This window comes from Kitasatospora humi, assembly GCF_020907985.1.
GTDB classification, from domain to species: domain Bacteria; phylum Actinomycetota; class Actinomycetes; order Streptomycetales; family Streptomycetaceae; genus Kitasatospora; species Kitasatospora humi.
The window spans coordinates 115,191-133,756 of sequence record NZ_JAJJPA010000010.1; the positions used below are offsets into that span (position 1 = coordinate 115,191).

Consider the following 18,566-nt stretch of genomic DNA (forward strand, 5'->3'; position numbering starts at 1 on the left):
TCTCCGGTGGTCGGCTGACGGGGCGTCGGTGCGCCCAGGTACCTTAGCGCCGCCGGGTGCCGGCCCGGGAGTAAAGGGCGGCACTGACTGCGTATGCCAACGAGACCGCGGCCACGACCGGCACGGACCGGCCGCTGAGCGGCACCACCAGGGCGGAGACGGCGGCCGCCGCGACGAAGGCGACGTTGAAGAGCACGTCGTAGACGGCGAAGACCCGGCCCCGGTAGTCGTCCGCCACCGAGTTCTGCACGATGGTGTCCGCGCAGATCTTGGTGCCCTGGGTGATCAACCCGAGCAGCAGTGCGGCCGCCATCACCGGACCGGGGGCGAAGAACAGTCCGAGCCCGGGCACGAAGACCGCGGCGGAGGCCAGGCAGGCGGTCATCCAGCCGTCCAGCCCGAGCCGCCGGGAGCACCAGGGACTGACCACGGCGGCCAGGAAGAAGCCGACGGCGGAGAAGGCCAGCGCGGTGCCCAGGGTGGCCAGCCCGCCACGGGAGTCGGTCGGGGCGTTGAAGGTGTAGCGGGAGAGCATCAGCACGGTGACGATCAGCACCCCGTAGCAGAACCGGGCGGCGGTCACCGCGGCCAGCGCGCGCACCGCGGGCCGGCTCTCCCGCGCCAGGTGGCGCAGCCCCTCGGCCAGTGCCCGTCCGGCCTGGCCGAGGGCCTGGCGCAGATCGGGCCGGTCGGGGTGGTGCTCGGGGCCGAGCAGCTCCACGTCCATCCGGCGGGCCGCCAGCCCGGCCGCCAGGTAGAGCACGGCGGCCACCGTGACCAGCGTGGCGTCGGCGTGCGGGCCGGGCGGGAGCACCTGGTGCACCACGAAGCCGGCCCCGCCGCCGACCACCGCGGCGACCGTGCCGGCGGTCGGGCAGAGCGCGTTGGCGGTGACCAGGCGGTCGGGTTGGACCACCCGGGGCAGGGCGGCGGACAGGCCGGCCAGGATGAACCGGTTGACCGCGGTGACCAGCAGGGCGGCCACCAGGAAGAGCCACTCCTGGGCGTGCAGCAGGAGCATGGCGGCGGTGCCCAGGCCCAGGCCGAACCGGGTCAGGTTGCCCAGGTAGAGCACCTGCCGGCGGCGCCAGCGGTCCAGCAGCACACCGGCGAACGGGCCGACCACCGAGAACGGCAGCAGCAGCACCGCCATCATCGAGGCGATGTCCGCCGGGGTGGACTGGCGCTCCGGGGAGAAGATCACGTAGGAGGCGAGGGAGGCCTGGAAGACGCCGTCGGAGAGCTGGGAGAGCAGCCGCACCCCCAGCAGCCGCCGGAAGTCCCGGGCCCGCAGCAGGCCGCGCAGGCCCGCCCGGCCGCCATCCGGGGCGCGGGAGGCCGGCGCCGGTCGTCGAGTGATCGCCACCCGCCCAGGGTGACACGACGAGGGCCGATGTTTCACGTGAAACATCGGCCCTCGCGGGTGCCGGCGCGGTGTCAGCGGTACTCGGTCACCGGGTGCCGGGTGTTCAGCGCTCGACCTCGCCGCGGATGAACTTCTCGACGTTCTCCTTGGCCTCGTCGTCGAAGTACTGGACCGGCGGCGACTTCATGAAGTAGGAGGACGCGGAGAGGATCGGGCCGCCGATGCCGCGGTCCTTGGCGATCTTCGCGGCGCGCAGCGCGTCGATGATCACGCCGGCCGAGTTCGGGGAGTCCCAGACCTCGAGCTTGTACTCCAGGTTCAGCGGGACGTCACCGAACGCGCGGCCCTCCAGGCGGACGTACGCCCACTTGCGGTCGTCCAGCCAGGCGACGTAGTCCGACGGACCGATGTGGACGTTCTTGGCGCCCAGGTCGCGGTCGCGGATCTGCGAGGTGACGGCCTGGGTCTTGGAGATCTTCTTGGACTCCAGGCGCTCGCGCTCGAGCATGTTCTTGAAGTCCATGTTGCCGCCGACGTTCAGCTGCATGGTGCGCTCGAGGATGACACCGCGGTCCTCGAAGAGCTTGGCCATCACGCGGTGCGTGATGGTGGCGCCGACCTGCGACTTGATGTCGTCACCGACGATCGGCACGCCGGCCTCGGTGAACTTGTCGGCCCACTCCTTGGTGCCGGCGATGAACACCGGCAGGGCGTTCACGAAGGCGACCTTGGCGTCGATGGCGCACTGGGCGTAGAACTTGGCGGCGGCCTCGGAGCCCACCGGCAGGTAGCAGACCAGGACGTCGGCCTTGGTGTCCTTGAGGACCTGGACGACGTCGACCGGGGCCTCGTCCGACTCCTCGATGGTCTCCAGGTAGTACTTGCCCAGACCGTCGAGGGTGTGACCGCGCTGCACGGTGACGCCGGTCGGCGGCACGTCGCAGATCTTGATGGTGTTGTTCTCGCTGGCGGTGATGGCGTGCGCCAGGTCCTGGCCGACCTTCTTGGCGTCGACGTCGAACGCCGCGACGAACTCCACGTCACGGACGTGGTACTCGCCGAACTGCACGTGCATCAGGCCCGGGACCTTGCCGGCCGGGTCGGCGTCCTTGTAGTACTCGACACCCTGCACCAGCGACGCGGCGCAGTTGCCCACGCCCACGATGGCTACGCGAACCGAACCCATTCCGGTTGCTCCCTGTGTACTCGTGAGGCTTCGCCGCGGAACGACGACCCTCGTGTGCATCTCATCTGACTATCTGACGGGCGCGCACGGCGCCCAGGTCCACCGCGCGACGCGCGTAGCGAGCACGCGGGCGCGGTGGTGGCTCTCCCTATCCGGAGCGCCCCGGGCGGTCGTACGGTGACCGGGCCGGATCGGGGGATCCGTCCGCGTGGTCACGGCCGTCCGAAGTCTGCGGTGTGCCGGGTCCACCCGGCGGTGCGGCGGCCCGACCGGTCCGGTTGGCCCGCTCGGTCTCGATCAGCTCGTTGAGCCAGCGGACCTCGCGCTCCACCGATTCGAGACCGTGCCGCTGCAGTTCGAGGGTGTAGTCGTCGAACCGCTCGCGGGTGCGTGCGATCGAGGAGCGCATTCGCTCGAGGCGCTCCTCCAGCCGGCTGCGCCGGCCCTCCAGTACGCGCATCCGCACTGCTCGGTCGGTCTGACCGAAGAACGCGAAGTGCACGCCGAAGTGCTCGTCCTCCCAGGCGTCCGGGCCGGAGTCGGCGAGCAGTTCCTCGAACCGCTGCTTGCCCTCGGCGGAGAGCCGGTAGACGATCTTCGATCGCTTGCCGTTCAGCGCCGTGGCCGGGACGTACTGGGTGTCCGGGTTGTCCTCCACCAGGAATCCCTGGGCGACCAGGCTCTTCAGGCACGGGTAGAGCGTGCCGTAGGAGAAGGCACGGAACGAACCGAGCAGCACGTTGAGGCGCTTGCGCAGCTCGTAACCGTGCATCGGGGCGTCGTGCAGCAGGCCGAGGACGGCGAACTCCAGCACTCCTGAGCGCCTGCTCACGCGGTCCGGCCTCCTTCCGACGGCTCCCGATTCGCCGCATCGCCACGGCTATGCCGCCGCGATGTATCGACTCGATATATCGAGAACGATAGGCCGGGGTCACGATTCGGGCAAGGGGGGCACGGGTGAATGTGATCACAGGAGTTCACAGCGTCATCTCCCGGGGGCGTTTCCGCTGATGGAGTGAGTTTCGGACGGCCGGTTCAAGGCCGACTCGGGGTGACTGGGCAACGGGCTCGTAATGATCTGACGGTGATTCATGAAGATTGCTGCGAAATGCCCGATTTATCTCTCATTCGTCATGCGTACGCTGTCGCGTGTGCACGAGGACCACCTCCGGGGAAGCGGGCCGGTACAAGGGCCTAGGGCGGTTGCGGGCATCGGAAGCAATCCTGCCGACGGGCGCTGACGCCTGGCCTAGGAGTTACTGGACATGAGCGAACACCGGCGACGGACGCCCGGTCAGGGCGGCGGCGAGCAGCCGCCGAACCGTCCGGGCGCGCGGCCGCATGGCTACGGCACCCCGCAGGAAGGGGCGCCGTCCTATGACATGCCCGGCCGCGCGGTACCCGGGAACCGCGCAGCCGGTCCGCGCGGCCCGCAGGGCATGCGGGAGACGAGTCAGCAGCCCCGGCTGACTAGGGCCGAGATGCGCAAGGCCGCCCAGAAGGGCGGCCGCCGGGGCCCGGAGGGCCCGGGTGGCCGCGGTCCGGCCGACGGCGGCGGCCGACGCGGCGGGGGCGGCGGCAAGCCGCCGGGCAAGAAGCGGTTCATCGACTACCCGCGCTGGGGCAAGCGCGGGGTCCGGCGCTGGCTGCCGTCCTGGAAGCTGGTGCTGTCGCTCTTCCTGATCTTCTTCGGCGGCGGCGTGGCGGCCGTCGGCACGGCCTACGAGATGACCACCGTGCCCCAGCTGAAGGACATAAACCCGCCGCAGAACAACATCTACTACTGGGCCGACGGCTCGGAGATGACCCGGACCGGCCAGACCAACCGCCAGCTGGTGGACATCGGCGACATCAACAAGTCGATGCAGGACGCGGTGATCGCGGCCGAGAACGAGACCTTCCGCACCGACAGCGGCATCGACCCCAAGGGCATCGCCCGGGCCATCTACAACATGGCCTCCGGCCAGTCCACCCAGGGCGGCTCGACGATCACCCAGCAGTACGTGAAGAACGCCTACCTGAGCCAGGAGCAGACGGTCACCCGGAAGCTCAAGGAGATGTTCATCACCCTGAAGCTCAGTCAGACGACGTCCAAGGACCAGATCCTGGACGGGTACCTGAACACCAGCTGGTTCGGCCGCAACTCCACCGGCATCCAGGCCGCCGCGCACTCGTACTACGGGGTGGAGGCCAAGGACCTGACCCCCTGCCAGAGCGCCATGCTGGCCGGTCTGCTGAAGGGCGCCGGCTACTACGACCCGTCGCTCAGCGCCGCCAACCACGCCCGGATGTTCGGCACCCCCAGCGACCCGGCGAGCGGCCGCTGGGAGTGGATCCTCGGCAAGATGGTGCAGACCAAGGCCATCACCCAGGCCCAGATGGACCAGTGCACCAAGGCCGGACTGCCGGAGCCGATAAAGCAGGCGCCGTCCTCCAACCTGAACGGCCAGATCGGCTACATCGTCGACACGGTCAACCAGTACATCGAGTCCAAGGACCCGTCGATCACCGATGCCAAGCTCGGTCACGGCGGCTACAACATCTACACCACCCTGCAGAAGGACAAGGTGGACATGCTGTCCAAGGCCGTCGACGACATGGCGAAGGCCAACCTGGACCCGGTCAAGCGCCCCTCGAACGACACCTTCGTGCAGGTCGGCGCCGCCTCGGTGGTACCGGGTGACGGTGCCTTGGTCGCCATCTACGGCGGTCCGGGCCAGGACAAGGGCCAGTACGCCAACAACGCCGACACCAGCGGTGTGCCGGTCGGCTCGACCTTCAAGCCCTACGTGCTGGCCACCGCGATGCAGGACGGCGTGCTGACCCAGACCGGTCCGGACGGCAAGCCGATGCGGATCAACGAGGACAGCCGCTACAACGCCGACGACCTGAGCACCATCCGCAAGCCGGACGGCTCGCTGGTGACCAACGCGGACGGCTCGGTCTTCCGCCAGCACAACGACGAGCCCGGCAAGCAGGGCTACGTGACCCTGCGGGACGCGATGATCAACTCGTACAACGTGCCCTACGTGCAGCTCGGCGAGGACGTCGGCGACCCGAACGTGGCCAAGATGGCCGGCCTGATGATGAACCTCGACCCGGCGAAGGCGCCGCAGCTGGCGACCCAGAACACCGCGTCCTTCGCGATCGGCACCGGCACCCCGAGCGCGATCCAGATGGCCTCCGGCTACTCGGTCTTCGCGGCCCGCGGTCAGCAGACCGACATGTACGCGGTGACCAAGGTCGAGTACCAGGGCCACGAGCTGAGCACCCTCGCCAAGCCGGCCAAGAAGAAGGTGCTCGAGGAGGCGGTGGCCGACAACATCACCAGCGTGCTGCAGGACGTGGTGCAGAAGGGCACCGGTGTGAAGGCGCAGATCGGGCGGCCGGTGGCGGGCAAGACCGGTACCACCGACAAGGGCACCTCGGCCTGGTTCGACGGCTACACGCCGCAGCTGGCCACCGCGGTCGCCATGTTCCGCGAGGACCCGGCCCACCCCGGCCTGCAGTCGCTCATCGGCACCGGCGGCGGCAAGACGTTCTACGGTGGTGACCTGCCGACCGAGATCTGGGCCGACTACATGAAGGCCGCGCTGGCCAACACCCCGCCGGCGGACTTCCCCGACCCGGCTCCGGTCAACACCGAGGTCGACTCCTCGGGCGCGCCCAGCACCGCCTCGGCGTCCCCGTCGACCTCGTCCTCCCCGACGACCTCGCCCAGCGCCTCGGCGTCCACCCAGGCGCCGACCACGGCCCCGGCGACCACCCAGGCGCCGACTCCGACCAGCGCGCCGGAGACCTGCCTGCAGGGTCTGGACTGCACCACCGGCTCGCCGACCAGCAAGAGCCCGGGCGGTGGCAACGGCGGCGGCAACGGTGGCGGCAACGGCGGTGGCAACGGCGGCTGCGTGGGGCTGCTCTGCCCGCCGGACACCAGTACCCCGGCCTCGCCGCCGCCGCACCACGGCGGCTCCGGTGGTACCGGTGGCACCGGCGGCCCAGGTGGCCCCGGCGGCACCGGGCCCACCGGCGGCAGCACGCCCACCGGGGCCGCCAACCCGGCCGGCGGCTGACCCCGCACCACATCCCCCTGCGGCCCCGCTCCTCGGAGCGGGGCCGCAGGCCTTTCCGGCACCACCACGGGCCGGTCCTCGTCGGATCGGCGGCGCGTGCGGCAGTATGTCGGCCATGACGTCCAGCACGCGCGACCAGACCGCCGCCGAGGCCGTCCCGGTCCAGCCGCAAGGCCCGCTGTCCAACACCGTGGTCGTCCCCGCGGACGAGGACCCGGTCTCGGCGGCCGGCAGCGAGCTGATCGGCGGCCCGCCCGGGCGCCGGGCGCTGCTCGGGGTCTCCTGGTGGATCCCGGCCCGCTTCCTGGCGCTGGCCACCGTGCTCACCTACTGCCTCGGCCTGGTCCAGAAGCTGCCCTGCTACACCAGCGGCTGGTTCTACGGCGCCACCAGCCAGTACACCCACGCCTGCTACAGCGACATCCCGCACCTCTACACCGCCCGCGGCCTGGCCGACGGCCTGCACCCGTACCTCGACCAGATCCCCATGCCCACCCCGGACATGAAGTTCCTGGAGTACCCGGTGCTGACCGGTCTGTTCATGCAGATCGCCGGCTGGCTGACCCCCACCACCGGGGCGATCCAGGGTCGCGAGCAGTGGTTCTGGCTGGTCAACGCCGCCATGCTGCTGATCTGCGCGGTGGTCACGGTGGTCGCGCTCTCCCGCACCCACCGCCGCCGCCCGTGGGACGCGCTGCTCTTCGCGCTGGCCCCGGCGCTGGCGCTGAACGCCACCATCAACTGGGACCTGCTAGCGGTCGCGCTGACCGCCGTCGCGATGGCCCAGTGGTCGCGCAGCCGCCCGGTCTGGGCCGGGGTCTTCATCGGCCTGGCCACTGCCGCCAAGTTCTACCCGCTGCTGCTGCTCGGCCCGCTGCTGGTGCTCTGCTGGCGGGCCGGCCGCTGGCGGGCCTTCGGCCAGGCCGCCGGTGCCGCCGTCGGCGCCTGGCTGGTGGTCAACCTGCCGATCATGATCGCCAGCTGGGACGGCTGGAAGACCTTCTACACCTTCAGCCAGAGCCGCAAGGAGGACTTCGGCTCGTTCTGGATGATCCTCATGCAGGACCGCAACCAGTCGCTGGACACCCTGAACAGCTGGATCGCGGGGCTGCTGATCGGGCTCTGCCTGATGATCGGCTGGCTGGCGCTGACCGCCCCGCGGCGGCCCCGCTACGCCCAGCTGGTCTTCCTGGTGGTGGCCGTGTTCGTGCTCACCAACAAGGTCTACTCGCCGCAGTACGTGCTCTGGCTGCTGCCGCTGGCGGTGCTGGCCCGGCCGCGCTGGCGCGACTTCCTCGTCTGGCAGGCCTGCGAGGTGCTCTACTACCTCGGCATCTGGTCATACCTGGCCTACAGCGGAGATGCCAAGCAGCACGGGATCGGCCAGGACTGGTACCACTTCGCGATCATCCTGCACCTGGCCGGCACGTTCTACCTGTGCGTGATGGTGGTCCGCGACATCCTGCGCCCGGAATGCGACCCGGTGCGCTGGGACGGCAGCGACGATCCGTCGGGCGGGGTGCTGGACTTCGCGCCGGACGCGTTCGTGCTGGGTGCCGCCCGCCGGCTGCGCGACCGGGCGCTCCACGCCGTCTACGTCCCGACCGCCCCGGTCGACGGGGTGGTGGACTGGTCGGCACCCCGGGAAACCCCGGTGGACGCGCCCCGGGACGCGCCGGGGGACGTCCACGGCGACGCGCCGGTGGAGGAGCTGTCGGTGGCCGTCGAGGAGTGGGGGCCCGCCGGGTCCGACGGCAGCGCCCGGGCCTGACGGTCGAGCACCCGGTCGAAGTGGGTGGTGGTGTGCCGCACGGTCACCACCAGCTCGTCCCCCACCACCGGCGGCTTGGCGCCGCCGGGCAGGAAGAGGATGCTCACCTGCATGTGCGGCGGCTCGGCGAACCACAGCTGGCGGCCGCCCCACTGGTACGGCGACAGGGTCCGGTTGACGGTGGCCAGTCCGGCCTTGGCGATGCCCTTGAGCCGGGGCAGCATCCCGTGCAGGTACTTGGGGGCCTCCATGCCGATGCCGTGGGCGGTGCCGCCGGAGACCACCAGCAGGTGCCCGTCGGCCGGCGCCCGGTGCTGCCGGTAGCCGTACCGCTCCCCCCGGCGCACCGGGGTCACGTCCAGCACGGCGGCCCGCGCCTCCAGCGCCGCCACGTCGCCCAGCCACAGCCGGGTGCCGATCCGGGAGCGGAACACCGTGCGCGGGTGGTGGCCGGCCAGCTCGGCCACTCCGGCGGCGCTCAGGTGGCTGAGGTAGACGGTTCCGGCCGGCAGCCCGGCCCCGGTGATCGCGGCCACCCAGTCGGCCACCTCGGCGACCGGGCTGCTGCGGTCCGGCCGGTCCAGCGGCAGGTGCAGCGCGAAGCCCTCGATCGTCCCCCCGCCACCGGTCGACGAGCACGTCCCGTCCGCCGGGCCGGCGGCCTGCGCGCAGTGCGCCAGGTCGGCCCGGGCGATCCCGTGCCGGCGCATGCCGGTCATGCACTCCACCACCACCCGGGCCCCCGCCAGCGCCCGCAGCGCCTCCAGGCCGGCCACGGTGCGCAGCACCCTGCGCCCGTCGTCGGGTCGGGGCAGTGCCACGGTCGGCTCGCCGACCCGGTACGGGGTGAGCACCAGCACCTCGCCCGGATAGCCGGCGGCGAGCACCTCGGCGGCCTCGGCGGCGGTGCCGACCGCCAGCAGGTCGCTCCCCAGCAGCTGCGCCTCCTGCGCCAGCCGCAGGTTGCCCAGTCCGTAGCCGTTGCCCTTCGCCACCGGCACGAGGCCCGGGAACTCGGCCAGCAGGGCGCGCTGGTGGGCCCGCCAGCGGTCGGTGTCCACGTACAGCGAAAGGCTCATGGTGCGCTCCCTGCGGTGGGGGCGCCCCCGGCCGGAGGCTGGGGGCGGGGTGGTGCGGTGCTGCGGCTGGGGCGGGCCCGGTCAGCGGCGCGACATGTAGAGGTCCAGCGCCTTGTGCAGCAGCTTGTTGACCGGGAAGTCCCATTCGCCCAGGTACTCGGCGGCCTGGCCACCCGTGCCCAGTTTGAACTGGATCAGCCCGTAGAGCGGGTCGTCCTCCTCCAGCGTGTCGCTGATCCCGCGCATGTCGTAGACGCCGGCACCCAGCGCGTAGGCGTCCCGGATCATCCGCCACTGGACGGCGTTGGAGGGTTTGACCTCGCGCTTGTGGTTGGCCGAGGCGCCGTAGGAGTACCAGACGTGCTGCCCGACGGTCAGCATGGTGGTCGCGGCCAGCGGCTCGCCCTCGTGGTAGCCCAGGTAGAGCCGCATCCGGTTGGGGTCCTCGGCGGTGAGCACCTGCCACTGGCGCTGGAAGTAGTCCAGCGGGCGCGGGGTGAACCCGTCCCGCTCGGCGGTCATCAGGTAGAGCCGGTGGAAGACCGGCAGGTCGTCGTAGCCGCCCTGGACCACCTCGACGCCGCTCTTCTCGGCCTTCTTGATGTTGCGCCGCCACAGCTGGTTGAAGTTGCGCTGGATGTCGTCCAGCGAGCGGTTGGCCAGCGGCACCTGGAAGACGTAGCGCGGCTGGACGTCGCCGAAGCCGGCGCCGCCGTCCTCGCCCTGCCGCCAGCCGGCCTTGCGCAGCCGCTCGGCCACCGCGAAGGCCCGCGGCTCGTACCAGTCCGGGTCCACGTCGCGCAGCCGCTTGGCCTGTCCGCCGGCCACCGCCTCCTTGATGGTCGCGGCGCCCCAGCGGCGGATCACCACCGGCGGACCGATCTTCACCGAGAAGGCCCCCTGCTCCTTCAGGTGGTCCAGCATCGGGTGCAGCCAGCGGTCCAGGTCCTGGTCGAACCAGTCGATCACCGGGCCCTCGGGCAGGTAGGCCAGGTAGCGCTTGAGCTTGGGCAGCTGCCGGTAGAGCACCAGGCCGGTGCCGACCAGCGTGTTGGCGGCGTCGAACCAGCCGATCGACTCGTGGCGCCATTCCGACTTGACCTCGCCCCAGGAGGGCACCTGCATGTGGCTGACGGAGGGCCGACCGCGCACGAAGGCGAGGTGCTCCTCACGGGTGATCGTCCTCAGACGCAGGCTCATTGCTCCGGGTGCTCCCTTGGAAGATTTTGTTGGCACTTGACCCTAACGCCCGAATAGTCCGTTTCGCGTGGCTCCGGCGCGGCGCGTTCGATCGAACCCTAGAGCCGGGGCGGGGACGAGGGCTCGGGGTGCCGAAACGGCGCCCCCGCACGGGGAGCGCCGTCTCGTGCGCCGTGCTCGCGCCGGGGTTCGCACCCCCGTCGCACCCGCTCGGCGGTCAGCCCCTGGTGGCGCCGAACAGCCCGCCGTGGGCGAGTGCGATGCCGAAGCCGAAGGCGGCCATCGCGATGCCGATCACCAGGACGAACCGCTCCGCGGTGGTGGCCGAGATGAACTGCCCCCACAGGCCGGTGACCACGCCGATCAGGCCGCTCCAGGAGCTCAACAGGTGCAGGTCGTGGAAGAACGACGAGGTGAACGCCAGTACACCGAGCACGGCGGTCACCGCGACCAGGGTGTTCTCCCTGGGGTGCGGGTGGCCGTCGGTGTTGAGGGTGAACGCGGGGACTCGGCGGATGGTCTGTGCCATGGAAACCCACCTCCAGCGGGCCGGGCGATGCTGATGAAACCCGTTCTGCCCAGATTGCGCCCGTTGAGACCGGGCGGCAATCGATGGGCGTTTTGTTCGGCCGGATGGGTGCGGGTAGGCTGTGCGGACTGCACTGGTGTATCTGTGCCCCCGTCTGCCCACTCTTGGGCCACCTGGGGGCCGGCTGTCGGACCGGGCCGCTACGGTGGCCGAAGGCACGTCACCCACCAGTGCCGACGCCGTACAACCCTCCTGCCACGGAGAGACCGTGGCCGCTGAGTCCAAAGGAGGTGGGTTTACCCATGCGTCACTACGAGGTGATGGTCATCCTCGACCCGTCGGTCGAGGAGCGCGCTGTCTCCCCCCTGATCGAGAGCTTCCTCAACGTTGTCCGCACTGGTGGCGGCACCGTCGAGAAGGTCGACACCTGGGGCCGTCGTCGCCTGGCGTACGAGATCAAGAAGCAGCCCGAGGGCATCTACTCGGTCATCGACCTCAAGGCCACGCCTGAGGTCGTCAAGGAGCTTGACCGCCAGCTGTCGCTGAGCGAGCAGGTTCTGCGGACCAAGGTCCTGCGCCCGGACACCCACTGAGCCACCTGCGGGACCGTTGACGGTCCCGAGGGCTCGCGTCCGATGTTTCACGTGAAACATCGCTGAACGGAACTCCTCCTCCCGAGAGGTCAGCACACCATGGCAGGCGAGACCGTCATCACCCTCGTCGGCAATCTCGTCGACGACCCCGAGCTGCGTTTCACCCCCTCGGGTGCGGCGGTCGCGAAGTTCCGCATCGCGTCCACTCCCCGCACCTTCGACCGCCAGACCAACGAGTGGAAGGACGGCGAGAGCCTCTTCCTCACGTGCAACGTCTGGCGTCAACCGGCGGAGAACGTGGCCGAGTCGCTGCAGCGCGGCATGCGCGTGATCGTGCAGGGCCGACTGCGCCAGCGGTCTTACGAGACCAAGGAAGGCGAGAAGCGGACGGTCTTCGAGGTCGAGGTCGACGAGGTCGGCCCGAGCCTGCGTTCGGCGACCGCCAAGGTGACCCGGGCCAACCGCGGTCCCGGTGGCGGCGGTGGTGGCTTTGGCGGCGGCCCGCAGCAGGGCGGCGGCCAGGGCGGCTGGGGTGGCCAGGGCGGCAACCAGGGTGGCGGCGGCTGGGGTGGCAACTCCGGCGGCGGCCAGTCCGGCCCGTCCGACGACCCGTGGGCGTCCAGTGCGCCGTCCGGCGGCAACGCCGGCGGTGGCTGGGGTGCGCCGTCGGGTGGCGGTTACTCGGAAGAGCCTCCGTTCTAAAGAGCTGACAGATTTCGTGCGACCCGGGCCCCGTCCCGTCGACGGACCCGGATCGTGATCCTCATTTGGAGCACACCATGGCGAAGCCGCCTGCTCGCAAGCCGAAGAAGAAGGTTTGCGTCTTCTGCAAGGACAAGGTCAACTACGTTGACTACAAGGACACGAACCTGCTGCGGAAGTTCATCTCCGACCGCGGCAAGATCCGTGCCCGCCGGGTCACCGGCAACTGCACCCAGCACCAGCGTGACGTCGCCACGGCCGTGAAGAACAGCCGTGAGATGGCGCTGCTGCCCTACACCAGCACCGCGCGCTAAGAGAGGGTGACCGAAGAATGAAGATCATCCTCACCCACGAGGTCGCCGGCCTCGGCAGCGCCGGCGAGGTCGTCGAGGTCAAGGACGGCTACGCCCGCAACTACCTGGTCCCGCGTGGCTTCGCCATCCGCTGGACCAAGGGCGGCCAGAAGGACGTCGACGCGATCCGTCGCGCCCGCAAGATCCACGAGATCCAGACCATCGAGGCGGCCAACGAGGTCAAGGCCACCCTCGAGGGCCTGCAGCTGAAGCTGAAGGTGCGCTCCGGTGACGCCGGCCGCCTGTTCGGCTCGGTGACCCAGGCCGACGTCGTCGAGGCCGTCAAGGCCGCCGGCGGCCCGGCGGTGGACAAGCGCGCCGTCACCATCGGCTCGCCGATCAAGACCGTGGGCACCCACAAGGTCGCCGTCAAGCTGCACGCTGACGTTCAGGCCAACCTCGACCTGGTCGTCGCCTGAGTCCAGGCGCACCACCGGTCGTGACCCCGGGGCCGGGGCCTTCCACCAGGAAGGTCCCGGCCCCGGGCGTTCCCGGGGCCGGTCGGTCAGGCCCGGACCGCGCCGGTGACCAGCCAGCGGCCGGTGCGCATCCGGCCGACCAGGAACGCCGCGCGGACCAGCATCATCAGGTTCATCGCCCACCAGAGGCCGGCCAGTCCGCCGCCCAGCGCCGGCAGGGCGAGTGCCACCGGCGCGAAGAGCGCCAGGGTGGCGAGCATCGCCCCGGCCAGGTAGCGGCCGTCGCCGGCGCCCATCAGCACGCCGTCCAGCACGAAGGCCAGCCCGCAGGCCGGCTCGGTCAGCGCGAGCAGCACCAGCACCCCGGCCAGCTGGTGGCGCACCCCGGGGTCGGCGGTGAACAGCGGTGTGCAGAGCGGCCCCGCGACCACCACCAGCAGCCCCAGCACCACCCCGGAGCCGATCCCCCACCGGGTCATCCGCCGGGTCGCCGCCCGCGCCCCCGCCGGGTCGTCGGCCCCCAGGTAGCGTCCGATGACCGCCTGCCCGGCGATCGCGATGGCGTCCAGCGCGAAGGCCAGGAAGCTCCACAGCGTCATCGCGATCTGATGGGCCGCGACCTGCTGGTCCCCGAGCCGGGCGGCCACCGCGGTGGCGAGCACCAGGATCGCCCGCAGCGAGAGGGTGCGGATCAGCAGCGGCCCGCCGGCCCGCGCGCAGGCCCGGATCCCGGCCGGGTGCGGCCGCAGCCCGGCCCGCTCCCGCCGGGCGCCGCGCACCACGACCACCAGGTAGACCGCCGCCATCCCGGTCTGCGCCAGCACCGTGCCCCAGGCCGAGCCGGCCACCCCCAGGCCGGCGCCGTAGACCAGCCCCGCATTGAGCAGCAGGTTGGCTGAGAACGACCCGACGGCCACCGCCAGCGGAGTGCGGGTGTCCTGCAGGCCCCGCAGCACCCCGGTGGCCGCCAGCACCAGCAGCATCGCCGGGATCCCCAGCGCGCTGATCCGCAGGTAGGTCACCGCGTACGGCGCGGCGGTGCTCGACGCGCCCAGCGCACCGGCCACCGCGGGCGCCAGCAGGTACGACAGCAGGCCCAGCGGCAGCCCCAGCAGCAGGGCCAGCCAGAGCCCGTCCAAGCCCTGCTGGACGGCCGCCCGGCGGTCACCGGCACCGATCCGCCGGGCCACCGCAGCGGTGGTCGCGTAGGCGAGGAAGACGAACACCCCGGTCAGCGTGGTCAGCGCCGTCCCGGCCACCCCGAGACCGGCCAGCTGGGCGGTGCCCAGGTGCCCGACGATCGCCGAGTCACCGATCAGGAACAGCGGCTCCGCGACGAGGGCGCCGAAGGCCGGGACCGCCAGCGCCAGGATCTCCCGGTCGTGCCGGGGGCCCCTCCCGGCCGGAGACTGGGCGGGGCTTCGGGCGGATGTGCGAGCGGACATGGTGGCACCGTAGCCATCCACAGGGCACCGCGGGGGCGGCAGGTACGTGTGAAGTTTTTCTCATGCACAGCCAGTGGACAGAGTTGTCGCAGGTCAGCGAGTTGACACCGAAGAGATCGTGTGGTTATCCACAGGACTGTCCCCATGCTTGTGCACAGGTTTCGGGCTCTTGTCCACAGACTTGGGAGAACCATCCACACCCCCTGTGGATAACTGGCGTGGTCCGGCTTGGCCCCGGTGCGACCGTCCCCGTAGCGTGGTCGTTCACCCTTCGCACCACTCGCACGCTCGCTGAACGGGGATCACGCGTGACCGGCACCCAGTACGACGACAACGACGTGCCGCCGCCCCCGGAGGACGACTGGGCCGGCCTGGACGACTTCCCCACCGACACCCCCAGCGACCGCCTCCCGGCCGCCCGCCGCCAGGGCGACGGCGAGTTCCGCAAGAACGGCGAGTTCCGCAAGGGTGACTTCCGCAAGGGTGACTTCCGCAAGCGGGACGGTGACGGCGACCGGGACGGCCACGGCGGTGCCGAGGGCTTCGAGCGGGTCCCGCCGCAGGACATCCCGGCCGAGCAGTCCGTGCTCGGCGGCATGATGCTGTCCAAGGACGCCATCGCCGACGTGGTCGAGGTCCTCAAGCCGATCGACTACTACCGCCCGGCCCACGAGCTGATCCACAGCGCGATCCTCGACCTCTACGCCCGCGGCGAGCCGGCCGACCCGATCACCGTCGCCAGCGAGCTCACCAAGCGGGGCGAGCTCAGCCGGGTCGGCGGCCCCACCTACCTGCACACCCTGGTCAACTCCGTCCCCACCGCGGCCAACGCCGAGTACTACGCGGAGATCGTCCACGAGCGCGCGGTGCTGCGCCGCCTGGTCGAGGCCGGCACCCGGATCGCCGGCATGGGCTACGCGGCCGAGGGCGACGTGGACGAGATCGTCAACGCCGCCCAGGCCGAGATCTACGCCGTCACCGAGCAGCGCACCAACGAGGACTACGCCCCGCTGGCCGACATCATGGAGGGCGCCCTCGACGAGATCGAGGCCATCGGCTCCCGCCAGGGCCAGATGTCCGGCGTCCCCACCGGCTTCGCCGACCTGGACGCCCTCACCAACGGCCTGCACCCGGGCCAGATGATCGTCATCGCGGCCCGACCCGCGATGGGTAAGGCCTTGTCCCTCGACACCCCGCTCCCGACGCCGGAGGGGTGGACGACCATGGGCGATGTGCAGGAGGGTGACTACCTGCTCGACGCCGACGGGAAGCCGACGCGGGTCGTGGCTGCGACCGAGGTCATGACCGGGAGACCGTGCTTCGAGGTGGTGTTCGACGACGGCACCTCCGTGATCGCGGACGCGGACCACCAGTGGCTGACCGAAACCCGGGCTTCGCGCCGCTCGGGCCGGTCCGGTCAGGTCAGGACGACCAAGGAGATCGCTGCGACGCTGTGCTGCGACACGGCCGACCGGCGTCACAACCACTCGGTGCGGAACGCCGCACCGCTCGACCTTCCGCACCGGGAGCTCCCCGTGCCGCCGTACACACTGGGCGCTTGGCTGGGCGACGGGCACAGCGACGCTGCGCGGATCACCTCGGCCGACCCCGAGGTGATCCGCGGCATCGCCGAGGACGGGTTCGAGCTGCGCCAGGTGGGGACGTCGCTGACGTACGCGGTCCGGTTCTCGGTGCAGGAGCCGCAGACCTTCGAGCGGACCTGTGTCGTCTGCAGCAAGGCTTTCGTCCCCGAGCTCGCCCACGTGCGCAGCTGCGGGCGGTCCTGTGGCGGCAAGGCCCGCGTCGTCTCGGCACCAGCGGCTCCCACGACCTGCGTGGACTGCGGCAGCGAGTGCTCCTCGCCGTTCTCCGAGCCCCGTTGCGACAGCTGCACCAGGAGGCACGGGAGCCTCCTGGCGGTGCTGCGTGACCTGGGCGTGCTCGGGAACAAACACATCCCGGCGGAGTACCTGCGTGGATCGGTCGCTCAGCGCAGGGCGCTCCTGGCGGGGCTCCTCGACACCGACGGGACGGTCACGGGAACAGGATCGGTGCAGTTCGTAGTGACGAAGCGAGCTCTGGCGGAGGACTTCCGAGAGCTGATCGTCGGGCTGGGCTACCGCTGCGGCTTCTCCACCAAGCGGGTCGCCGGGCGCTCCGCGGAGTCGTCGACGGCGTACATCATCACGTTCACGCCGACCGACGAGGTGTTCAGGCTGGAGCGGAAGCGGTCAGTGCACGCGGCACGCCGCCGAGCGGCCACAGCGCGGCTCAAGCAGCGATTCATCGTCGCGGCTCGCGAGGTCGACAGCGTCCCGGTCCGCTGTGTCCAGGTCGACAATCCGGATCACCTGTATCTCGCCACCCGGTCGATGGTTCCCACACACAACTCCACCCTGGCCCTGGACTTCTCCCGGGCCTGCTCGATCACCAACGGCCTGCCCAGCGTGATCTTCTCCCTCGAAATGGGGCGCAACGAGATCGCGATGCGTCTGCTGTCGGCCGAGGCGCGGGTGGCGCTGCACCACATGCGGTCGGGCAACATGACCGACGACGACTGGACCAGAGTGGCGCGGCGGATGCCGGACGTGACGGCGGCGCCGCTGTACATCGACGACTCGCCGAACCTGTCGATGATGGAGATCCGGGCCAAGTGCCGCCGCCTCAAGCAGCGCAACGACCTCAAGCTGGTGGTCATCGACTACCTGCAGCTGATGCAGTCCGGCGGCTCGCGGCGGGCCGAGAGCCGTCAGCAGGAGGTCTCGGACATGTCCCGTAACCTCAAGCTGCTGGCCAAGGAGCTGGAGGTCCCGGTGATCGCGCTCTCCCAGCTGAACCGTGGCCCCGAGCAGCGCACCGACAAGAAGCCGATGGTCTCGGACCTGCGTGAGTCGGGCTCCATCGAGCAGGACGCCGACATGGTCATCCTGCTGCACCGCGAGGACGCCTACGAGAAGGAGTCGCCGCGCGCCGGTGAGGCCGACCTGATCGTCGCCAAGCACCGTAACGGTCCGACGGCCACCATCACGGTGGCGTTCCAGGGCCACTACTCGCGCTTCGTGGACATGACCCGGGACTGACGGCCACTCAGTCGGGCGAGATGATCACGGCATGACCGAGATCATTCTGATGGCCGACCCGAGGGTCGCGGCGGTGCCCGTCCGGGAGTGCGGCGAGCGGCTGGTGGACGTGCGGCGGGACGGCCGGGTGCGGGTGGACGAGCGCAAGTGGCATGACTCCGAGGGGGCGTTCGGGTGGCTGCGCGACGGGGTGCTGGCGCGGCTGTGCCGGGCCCAGGAGCAACTGCCGGACGGGATACGGCTGCTGTTCGTCGAGGGGTACCGCCCGCCGGCCCTGCAGCGGCGGTACTACGAGGAGTACGCGGCGCGGTTGCGGGCCGAGCGGCCCGACTGGTCCGCCGAGCAGGTGCGGGAGGCGGCCAGCCGGTACGTCTCGCCGCCCGAGATCGCGCCGCACAGCGCCGGTGCGGCCGTCGACCTGACGCTGGCGGACGCCGACGGCCGTGAACTCGACCTGGGCACCCGGATGAACGCGACTCCCGAGGAGAGCGCCGGCGCCTGCTACACGGCGGCCGGGAACATCAGCGCCCAGGCGCGCGCCAACCGGGAGGTCCTGGGCGGCGCATTGACCGCCGCCGGGCTGGTCAACTACCCGACGGAGTGGTGGCACTGGTCGTACGGCGACCGCTACTGGGCCCTGCGGACCGGCGCGTCGGCCGCCCTCTACGGGCCCAAGGATCTGGACCCGGCTAGGAGTTGAGCGCCGGCGGGTCGAGCGCCGGGAGGAGGCCGGCCACCAGGTCGGCGGCGGGCGGGACGTCACCGTGCGC

14 protein-coding genes and 1 pseudogene are annotated in these 18,566 nt (G+C 70.9%); 8 read left to right on the forward strand and 7 right to left on the reverse strand.

Annotation, left to right across the window (positions count from 1 at the left end; all coding sequences use genetic code 11):
• Positions 1–43: 43 nt before the first annotated feature.
• The 3 genes from LN042_RS13290 to LN042_RS13300 all read right to left on the reverse strand — a co-directional run bounded on the left by LN042_RS13290 (position 44) and on the right by LN042_RS13300 (position 3,384).
• Positions 44–1,366 (reverse strand): MFS transporter, encoded by a 1,323-nt coding sequence (locus LN042_RS13290; protein WP_230051370.1) that lies wholly within the window; start codon positions 1,364–1,366, stop codon positions 44–46.
• A 103-nt stretch (positions 1,367–1,469) separates the two neighbouring features.
• Positions 1,470–2,552 (reverse strand): inositol-3-phosphate synthase, encoded by a 1,083-nt coding sequence (locus LN042_RS13295; protein WP_230051371.1) that lies wholly within the window; start codon positions 2,550–2,552, stop codon positions 1,470–1,472.
• Positions 2,553–2,700: 148 nt separating this feature from the next.
• Positions 2,701–3,384 carry a PadR family transcriptional regulator gene (locus tag LN042_RS13300; protein WP_230051372.1) on the reverse strand — a complete coding sequence of 228 codons (684 nt, stop codon included), beginning with the start codon at positions 3,382–3,384 and terminating at the stop codon, positions 2,701–2,703.
• 433 nt (positions 3,385–3,817) lie between these two features.
• Between LN042_RS13300 and LN042_RS37255 the strand changes: the two genes are divergently transcribed.
• Entirely contained in the window at positions 3,818–6,625 is a 2,808-nt protein-coding gene (locus LN042_RS37255) for a transglycosylase domain-containing protein (protein WP_283843706.1), read from the forward strand.
• A 115-nt stretch (positions 6,626–6,740) separates the two neighbouring features.
• Positions 6,741–8,396 carry a glycosyltransferase family 87 protein gene (locus LN042_RS13315; protein ID WP_230051373.1) on the forward strand — a complete coding sequence of 552 codons (1,656 nt, stop codon included), beginning with the start codon at positions 6,741–6,743 and terminating at the stop codon, positions 8,394–8,396.
• On the opposite strand, the pseudogene LN042_RS13320 reads toward LN042_RS13315, so the two are convergent.
• The 3 genes and pseudogenes from LN042_RS13320 to LN042_RS13330 all read right to left on the reverse strand — a co-directional run.
• Positions 8,396–9,475 (reverse strand): annotated as a pseudogene (locus LN042_RS13320) (alanine racemase); the annotation flags it as partial. The gene LN042_RS13315 and the pseudogene LN042_RS13320 sit on opposite strands and share 1 nt — an antisense overlap.
• An 81-nt stretch (positions 9,476–9,556) precedes the next feature.
• Complete coding sequence (locus tag LN042_RS13325) at positions 9,557–10,675, reverse strand: lipid II:glycine glycyltransferase FemX (RefSeq protein WP_230051374.1); 1,119 nt, start codon at positions 10,673–10,675, stop codon at positions 9,557–9,559.
• 217 nt (positions 10,676–10,892) lie between these two features.
• Positions 10,893–11,204, reverse strand: coding sequence for a hypothetical protein (locus tag LN042_RS13330; protein WP_230051375.1), 312 nt, complete (start codon positions 11,202–11,204; stop codon positions 10,893–10,895).
• A 302-nt stretch (positions 11,205–11,506) separates the two neighbouring features.
• On the opposite strand from LN042_RS13330, the gene rpsF reads away from it, so the two are divergent.
• From rpsF to rplI, 4 genes are all read left to right on the forward strand, one after another.
• Positions 11,507–11,797: a 30S ribosomal protein S6 gene (gene rpsF / locus LN042_RS13335; protein WP_141634892.1), complete on the forward strand. Its 291-nt coding sequence runs from the start codon at positions 11,507–11,509 to the stop codon at positions 11,795–11,797.
• A 99-nt stretch (positions 11,798–11,896) separates the two neighbouring features.
• The gene (locus tag LN042_RS13340) at positions 11,897–12,499 is read left to right on the forward strand and encodes a single-stranded DNA-binding protein (RefSeq protein ID WP_230051376.1); all 603 of its coding nucleotides are present in this window, start codon (positions 11,897–11,899) and stop codon (positions 12,497–12,499) included.
• A gap of 77 nt (positions 12,500–12,576) precedes the next feature.
• Positions 12,577–12,813, forward strand: a complete 237-nt coding sequence (rpsR, locus tag LN042_RS13345; RefSeq protein ID WP_030304537.1) for a 30S ribosomal protein S18 — start codon at positions 12,577–12,579, stop codon at positions 12,811–12,813.
• Positions 12,814–12,830: 17 nt separating this feature from the next.
• Entirely contained in the window at positions 12,831–13,271 is a 441-nt protein-coding gene (rplI, locus tag LN042_RS13350; RefSeq protein ID WP_230051377.1) for a 50S ribosomal protein L9, read from the forward strand.
• A gap of 86 nt (positions 13,272–13,357) precedes the next feature.
• Here the strand turns inward: rplI and LN042_RS13355 are convergent, their stop codons facing one another.
• Positions 13,358–14,716 (reverse strand): MATE family efflux transporter, encoded by a 1,359-nt coding sequence (locus LN042_RS13355; protein ID WP_230051378.1) that lies wholly within the window; start codon positions 14,714–14,716, stop codon positions 13,358–13,360.
• Positions 14,717–15,024: 308 nt separating this feature from the next.
• Between LN042_RS13355 and dnaB the strand changes: the two genes are divergently transcribed.
• Positions 15,025–17,796, forward strand: coding sequence for a replicative DNA helicase (dnaB, locus tag LN042_RS13360; protein WP_372495727.1), 2,772 nt, complete (start codon positions 15,025–15,027; stop codon positions 17,794–17,796).
• 31 nt (positions 17,797–17,827) lie between these two features.
• Positions 17,828–18,496 (forward strand): M15 family metallopeptidase, encoded by a 669-nt coding sequence (locus LN042_RS13365; protein WP_230051379.1) that lies wholly within the window; start codon positions 17,828–17,830, stop codon positions 18,494–18,496.
• Positions 18,497–18,566 lie beyond the last annotated feature (70 nt).